Source organism: Bhargavaea massiliensis, assembly GCF_050480245.1.
Lineage (GTDB): Bacteria > Bacillota > Bacilli > Bacillales > Anoxybacillaceae > Anoxybacillus.
In genome coordinates this window covers 1-6454 of record NZ_JBCNEQ010000049.1, presented here as the reverse complement: position 1 = coordinate 6454, position 6454 = coordinate 1, and the positions used below count along the sequence as shown (strand labels likewise).

Sequence of the window (6454 nt, the reverse complement as noted above, 5' to 3'; positions counted from 1 at the left end):
CACCTCCTCCTACTCGATTAAGAAGTAGAAAAAAGTATGGCAGTTTTGTACAATAGTGAACGAGGAGGTATGACATCATGGAGAAGGAGATTAAAATTTTAGTTGTCGATGACGAAGAGCGCATTCGTCGTTTGCTTCGTATGTATTTAGAACGTGAGCAATATATGATCGATGAAGCAGAAAACGGTGAAGAAGCGCTAGCATTAGCGCTTGACAATGATTATGACTTGATTTTGCTTGACCTTATGTTACCTGGAAAAGACGGTATTGAAGTGTGCAAACAGTTGCGTGAGAAAAAAGCGACACCCGTCATTATGTTAACAGCGAAGGGAGAGGAAGCTAATCGCGTGCAAGGATTTGAAGCAGGAACGGACGATTATATTGTGAAACCGTTCAGCCCACGTGAAGTGGTGCTCCGTGTCAAAGCGCTGCTTCGTCGTACAGCCAACTCTCCGTATGTCCAAACGGATACGACAGCACGAGATGTGCTCGTATTTCCTCATTTAACAATTGACCATGATGCGCATCGGGTGACAGCGGATGGGCATGAAGTGAGCTTAACTCCGAAAGAGTATGAGTTGCTTCACTTTTTAGCCAAATCGCCAGATAAAGTGTTTGATCGTGAACAGTTGCTAAAAGAAGTATGGCATTATGAATTTTTTGGCGACTTGCGAACAGTGGATACACACGTCAAACGGTTGCGTGAAAAACTAAATAAAGTGTCGCCTGCTGCAGCTAAAATGATTGTTACCGTTTGGGGTGTTGGGTATAAATTTGAGGTCGTGAATGAATGATGGCACTATGGCGTAGTGTAGTCGGCAAACTATGGCTGACGATTTTGTTGCTTGTTGCTTTCGTTCTTTTTATTTTAACTGTTTTGTTGCTCGGGTTTTTCGAAAAATATGATTTGGAGAAAACAGGAGATCAACTAACCCAACAAGCAATGAAAGTGGCACGTGTTGTCGCAGAGCATGATGAGCAGTTTGCGCGCTCGATAGCATGGACGATGGTTGATGACGTGTCGAAACTAATGATTATTATTGACGATCGTCATTATTGGTATTCACCGAATGAAAAGCTTGCTGATTTGCCACTTTCGTTTATTCAGCAAGATAAACAGTTATCGCGCGTTTTTGATGGAAAAAAAGTGGTGAAACGGACGATTATGCCAAATCAAACGATGCGAAACAATGAATATAACGAGCTATTTATTGTCGGTGTTCCGCTTCACACATCGAATGGAAATGGTGCCGTTTTCGTGTACCAATCGTTAAAAGCAGTGGAAGAAACGACAAAGCAAACGACGAAATTTATTTTTCTTGCCGCATTTATCGCTATTGTGTTAACGACGGTGTTCGCCTTTTTCTTATCTACGCGCATTACAGCGCCACTTCGAAAAATGAGGCAAGTTGCATTTGAAATGGCGCGCGGAAAATTTGATTCCAAAGTGCCGATCGTCACCCATGATGAAATCGGGGAACTTGCGATGGCATTTAATCAAATGGGTCGGCAATTGCAATTTCACATTAATGCGTTAAATCAAGAAAAAGAACAATTAGCAAGCATTTTAAGCAGCATGGCCGATGGAGTCATTACGCTCAATCGCAATGGCGAAGTGCTCATTACGAATCCGCCTGCTGACCGATTTCTACAAGCATGGTACTACGAACAAGGGCAACACGACGATTTATCGCCGCTTCCTCCGCAAGTGAATGAATTGTTTACGAAAGCGGTGGCGGAAGAGAAAGAACAGGCGACGGAAATGGCTTTGCAAGGTCGGAATTGGGTCATTGTGATGACTCCGCTATACAACGGCAAAATGATTCGCGGGGCGGTTGCAGTGCTTCGCGATATGACGGAAGAGCGCCGGCTTGATAAATTGCGCAAAGATTTTATCGCAAACGTGTCGCACGAGTTAAGAACACCGATTGCGATGCTTCAAGGATATAGCGAAGCGATCGTCGATGATATTGCGGCAACAGAGGAAGAGAAAAAAGAATTAGCAAAAGTCATTTATGACGAATCGTTGCGCATGGGGCGCCTCGTCAATGATTTGCTTGATTTAGCGCGCATGGAAGCTGGTCATTTAACGCTCCATAAAGAACAAGTGCCGCTTCGTCCGTATATGGAACGAGTCATTCATAAGTTTCAAGCGTTAGCGAAAGAAAAAGGGGTTCGTTTGCTTGTTGAAATGAACAAGGAGTCTACTGTTTCGTTTGACCCTGACCGCATTGAACAAGTGTTGACAAATTTAATTGATAATGCGCTTCGCCATACAGATGAAGGCGGTGAAGTATGCGTTATTGTCGATGCGGATGAAGAAGCGGTGCGCATCTCTGTGCAAGATTCCGGTTCGGGCATTGCAGAAGAAGATTTGCCGTTTGTGTTTGAACGTTTTTATAAAGCAGATAAGGCGCGCACGCGCGGTCGTTCTGGTACGGGCTTAGGTCTTGCGATTGCGAAAAACATCGTTGAAGCCCATAAAGGAACGATCGCCGTTCATAGTAAGCTCGGCGAAGGAACGACGTTTACATTTACACTTCCATTGAAATAGAAAATTTTTGTTGTCATAAGCGACGTTTTCGGCTATGATAGAAACGTAAAAATTGTTCGACAATTGTATACGTTCGTTGCAAAAAGGTGTCGAATGGGAAACCTAGTAGACTTAATAGGGAATCTGGTGCAAGTCCAGAACTGTCCCCGCAACTGTAAATGCTGACGAAATGAAGGACGCCACTGTACAATTCGTATGGGAAGGCTTCAAAGTAGGATGACGCATAAGTCAGTAGACCTGCCTTTTTGCATCGTCATTCGCGTCTTCGGGGAGTGAGACGTCGAAACGACAAAGGTGACGGTTGTCTTTTGTTGTTTCCAGCTCATTCCATTCGGGGTGAGCTTTTTATTTTGATACATAAAAGGGGGAAAAATGATGAAAAAATGGAAGCAGTATGTATGGCTTCTTGCGCTTGTGTTGACGCTCGGATTAGCGGCGTGCGCGAATAACGCAGAGCCGGCAAAAGAGACAAAGCAAGAGGAGAAAGTAGCGGAGGCCGCATTTCCAGTCACCATAAAAGATGCGGTTGGTGATGTCACGATTGAAAAAGAACCGGAAAAAATTGTTTCGCTTATCCCGAGCAATACAGAAATTGCGTATGCGTTAGGACTTGGTGACAAAATCGTTGGTGTAAGCGATTTTGATAACTATCCGGAAGATGTGAAAAATAAAGAAAAAATCGGCGGCATGGAGTTTAATGTTGAAAAAATTATCGCGCTTCAGCCGGACGTTGTGCTTGCCCATGCATCTAGTGCCCACAACGCCGAAGAAGGGTTAAAGCAACTGAAAGATGCCGGCATTACAGTCATCGTCGTGCCAAATGCGACGTCGTTCAACGACGTATATGCGTCCATTGAACTAATCGGTAAAGCGACAGGGAAAACGAAAGAAGCATCGGACGTTGTGAAACAAATGAAGCAAAAAATCGATGCCATTGCTGAAAAAGCAAAAGAGGTGAAAGAAGAAGCAACCGTTTGGATCGAAGTCTCGCCTGCACCAGAAATTTATACAGCTGGAAAAGGAACTTTTATGGATGAGATGTTAACGATCATTCATGCGAAAAATGCGGCAGGTGATCAAGAAGGATGGCCGATGTTTACGGAAGAAGATGCAGTGGCGTTAAACCCGGATGTCATTATTACGACGTACGGTTATTACACGCCGAACGCAGTTGAGCAAGTGCTCGCTCGCCCAGCATGGAAAGACGTTCCGGCTGTCAAAAATAAGCGAGTATATGATGTGAACTCAGATTTAGTTTCTCGTCCAGGACCACGTTTAGCTGAAGGGGTCGAAGAAATTGCCAAAGTCGTTTATCCAGACATTTTTAAATAATTACATCGTTGCGTCGATCATTGCGATCATTGCTTTATTGTTAGGGATATCGATTGGATCACAATCGATTCCCTTTTCTTCTATATGGGGGACATTGATTCATACACCGACAGTGCCTGCCACCGATTCGCAAATCATTGTTTCGATTCGTCTACCGAGGGTTGTGCTCGCTTTTTTGATTGGAGCCGCGTTGGCTCTTGCAGGGGTAGCGTTTCAAGGGCTTCTGAAAAATGTTCTTGCTGATCCGTATACGATCGGAGTATCGTCTGGTGCAGCTGTCGGAGCGGTCATCGTTTTTTTCTTTCATCTTCATTTACCACTTCTCGGGCGGTTTACGTTGCCGATTGTTAGCATTATTTTTGCGCTGATGACGTTATTGTTTGTTTTATTATTTGCGCGACTTGCAGAGCGGAATATGGCAATCGAGACGATTGTCTTAATCGGCATTATTATAAACGCCTTTTTCGGTTCGCTCATTTCGCTTATGGTTGCCCTAAGTGGAGAAGAGCTACGTCAAGTCATCGGCTGGCTTATGGGGAGCGTAGCGATGCGCGGTTGGTCGTACGTTTCCTTGTTTTTTCCGTTTTTCGTGATCGGTTCTATCGGTCTATTTGTTCACACTCGCGAGCTAAACGCATTTTCGTTTGGGGAACAAGCAGCTGCAAGCATTGGCGTGCATGTGTTACAGCGCAAACTATTTATTTTGTTGAGCGCATCGCTACTTACAGGAGCAGCTGTGGCAGTATCAGGAACGATCGGGTTTGTTGGTCTTGTCATCCCTCATATGACGCGTCTCATTTGTGGAGCTAATCATAAAAGATTATTGCCGCTTTCTTTTTTGTATGGGGGAACGTTTCTCGTATTAGCAGATTTAGTTGCGCGAACGATCGTTGCCCCGCGGGAGTTGCCGATTGGGGTCATCACATCATTTATTGGCGCACCATTGTTTGCAATATTGTTATTTAAAAGTTTAAGACGGAAGACGTGATCGATATGATAGATGTAAAGCACGTTTCGTATCAATATGGGGAAAAAAAAGTGTTGGAAGATGTTTCGTTTACCGTTTATGAAGGGGAGTTTTTCGGTATGTTAGGACCGAACGGAAGCGGGAAAACGACGCTAATGAAACTGATGAGTCGTGAACTTCCTTTGCAACAAGGGGATATGTTTGTTTACGGTCAACCGATTCAGACGTATAAACCGAGACAATATGCAAAGCTCGTTGCGACGTTACCTCAACATACAGATATTTCGTTTGGTTATACAGTAAAAGAAATGGCTGAACTCGGTCGTTATCCTTATCAGTCATCGCTTTTGCCGCGCTGGACAAACGAGGATGAACAAATTGTTACTGAAGCGATTCATTCCGTTACATTGACGCATAAACAACATGTACGGTTAGAACAATTAAGTGGAGGGGAACGGCAACGCGCTGCACTCGCACGGTCGTTAGCGCAACAACCACGCGTATTGCTTTTAGATGAACCGACGAACCATATGGATGTGGCGCAGCAGTTTAAGTTGCTCAATTTATTAAAACAATCAGGGCTTACCGTTGTAGCTATTTTTCATGATATAAATATTGCCTCGCTTTATTGCGACCGACTTCTTTTATTGAAAGATGGAAAAGCTGTTGCATGCGGAACGCCGCGGGAATTGTTGAGCGAATCAATGATTGAGTGCGTATTTGAAACAAAAATGAAACGTCACGAACACCCGGTTTTACCGAAGCCGCTCGTCACATTCGTTCCATTTTCTATGCCGCATATAGACGAGGGATTATGGCACGTCAAAGAACACGAAACGATGCTCGTCGTAGAGACAGCTAAGCCGTTTAAAGTGCTTTCATCTGCCCTTGTTGGCGGCGGTATACGTTGGGCGACGACGTTCGTCAATCGGCATGTTCCGCTTGATTATCGTTGTGACAATGCCGAGCAGGAGATGATTCAATTCTTGAGGCAACACGGTTTTGATGAGCAATGGACGGTCGGAATGATGACCGCTGTCGATGTGAAAGATGTGGCGTTTTCATTTGTTGATGAAGATATTCGGTTGTTTGTTGCGGTGACCGCTGGAGTTGGAAATGCGGTAGATAGTGCAAATGCTTGGCGGCGTACAGATGTAGTCGCTTCTCCAGGGACGATTAATACGTTCGTTTTTATCGATGGTCATTTATCAGAAGCTGCGTTCGTGCAAGCGCTAATGACTGCAACAGAAGCAAAAGCAAAAGCGTTGTGTGATAAACAAGTCGTCGATCCACAAACGAATACGATCGCGACAGGAACATCAACCGATTCTATTGCCATCGCCGCTTCTCAACAAGGAACATATTATGCATACGCTGGAACGATTACACCGATCGGTAAACAGCTTGCACGTGCAGTATATGAAGCAACGCAAACAGCTATTGACCGCTATCGAAAGCGAAAGGGTCAACAACCCAATGACTAAAGTCATGGGCTTGTAAGCCCCATGTTGACCAGACCAAGGCTTGAAACAGAGCCTACGTTATAGATGTCATGACACGGTGGGGTGCTTCTCCAGCCCGTTCCTCTGTCGTGCAACTGT

At 44.6% G+C, this 6454-nt stretch carries 5 protein-coding genes and 1 riboswitch; all 5 genes read left to right on the top strand.

What is annotated here, in order from left to right:
• Positions 1–77 precede the first annotated feature (77 nt).
• The 5 genes from ABEV15_RS09985 (at position 78) to ABEV15_RS09965 (ending at position 6337) form a co-directional block, all read left to right on the top strand.
• Entirely contained in the window at positions 78–794 is a 717-nt protein-coding gene (locus ABEV15_RS09985; protein WP_498853105.1) for a response regulator transcription factor, read from the top strand.
• Complete coding sequence (locus tag ABEV15_RS09980; protein ID WP_498853104.1) at positions 791–2554, top strand: ATP-binding protein; 1764 nt, start codon at positions 791–793, stop codon at positions 2552–2554. Before ABEV15_RS09985 ends, ABEV15_RS09980 begins: the two co-directional genes overlap by 4 nt.
• A 67-nt stretch (positions 2555–2621) precedes the next feature.
• Positions 2622–2813: riboswitch (cobalamin riboswitch) on the top strand.
• A gap of 116 nt (positions 2814–2929) precedes the next feature.
• Positions 2930–3886 (top strand): ABC transporter substrate-binding protein, encoded by a 957-nt coding sequence (locus ABEV15_RS09975; RefSeq protein WP_498853103.1) that lies wholly within the window; start codon positions 2930–2932, stop codon positions 3884–3886.
• A complete protein-coding gene (locus ABEV15_RS09970; RefSeq protein WP_498853102.1) occupies positions 3852–4874 on the top strand; it encodes a FecCD family ABC transporter permease in 1023 nt (340 codons plus the stop codon). Before ABEV15_RS09975 ends, ABEV15_RS09970 begins: the two co-directional genes overlap by 35 nt.
• Before the next feature lie 5 nt (positions 4875–4879).
• Positions 4880–6337, top strand: coding sequence for an adenosylcobinamide amidohydrolase (locus tag ABEV15_RS09965; RefSeq protein ID WP_498853106.1), 1458 nt, complete (start codon positions 4880–4882; stop codon positions 6335–6337).
• Positions 6338–6454 lie beyond the last annotated feature (117 nt).

Excerpts from the sequence above, each read along its gene's own strand:
- ABEV15_RS09975 (WP_498853103.1), top strand. The coding sequence starts at position 2,930 with ATGAAAAAATGGAAGCAGTATGTATGGCTTCTTGCGCTTGTGTTGACG.
- ABEV15_RS09965 (WP_498853106.1), top strand. The coding sequence starts at position 4,880 with ATGATAGATGTAAAGCACGTTTCGTATCAATATGGGGAAAAAAAAGTG.
- ABEV15_RS09980 (WP_498853104.1), top strand. The coding sequence starts at position 791 with ATGATGGCACTATGGCGTAGTGTAGTCGGCAAACTATGGCTGACGATT.
- ABEV15_RS09985 (WP_498853105.1), top strand. The coding sequence starts at position 78 with ATGGAGAAGGAGATTAAAATTTTAGTTGTCGATGACGAAGAGCGCATT.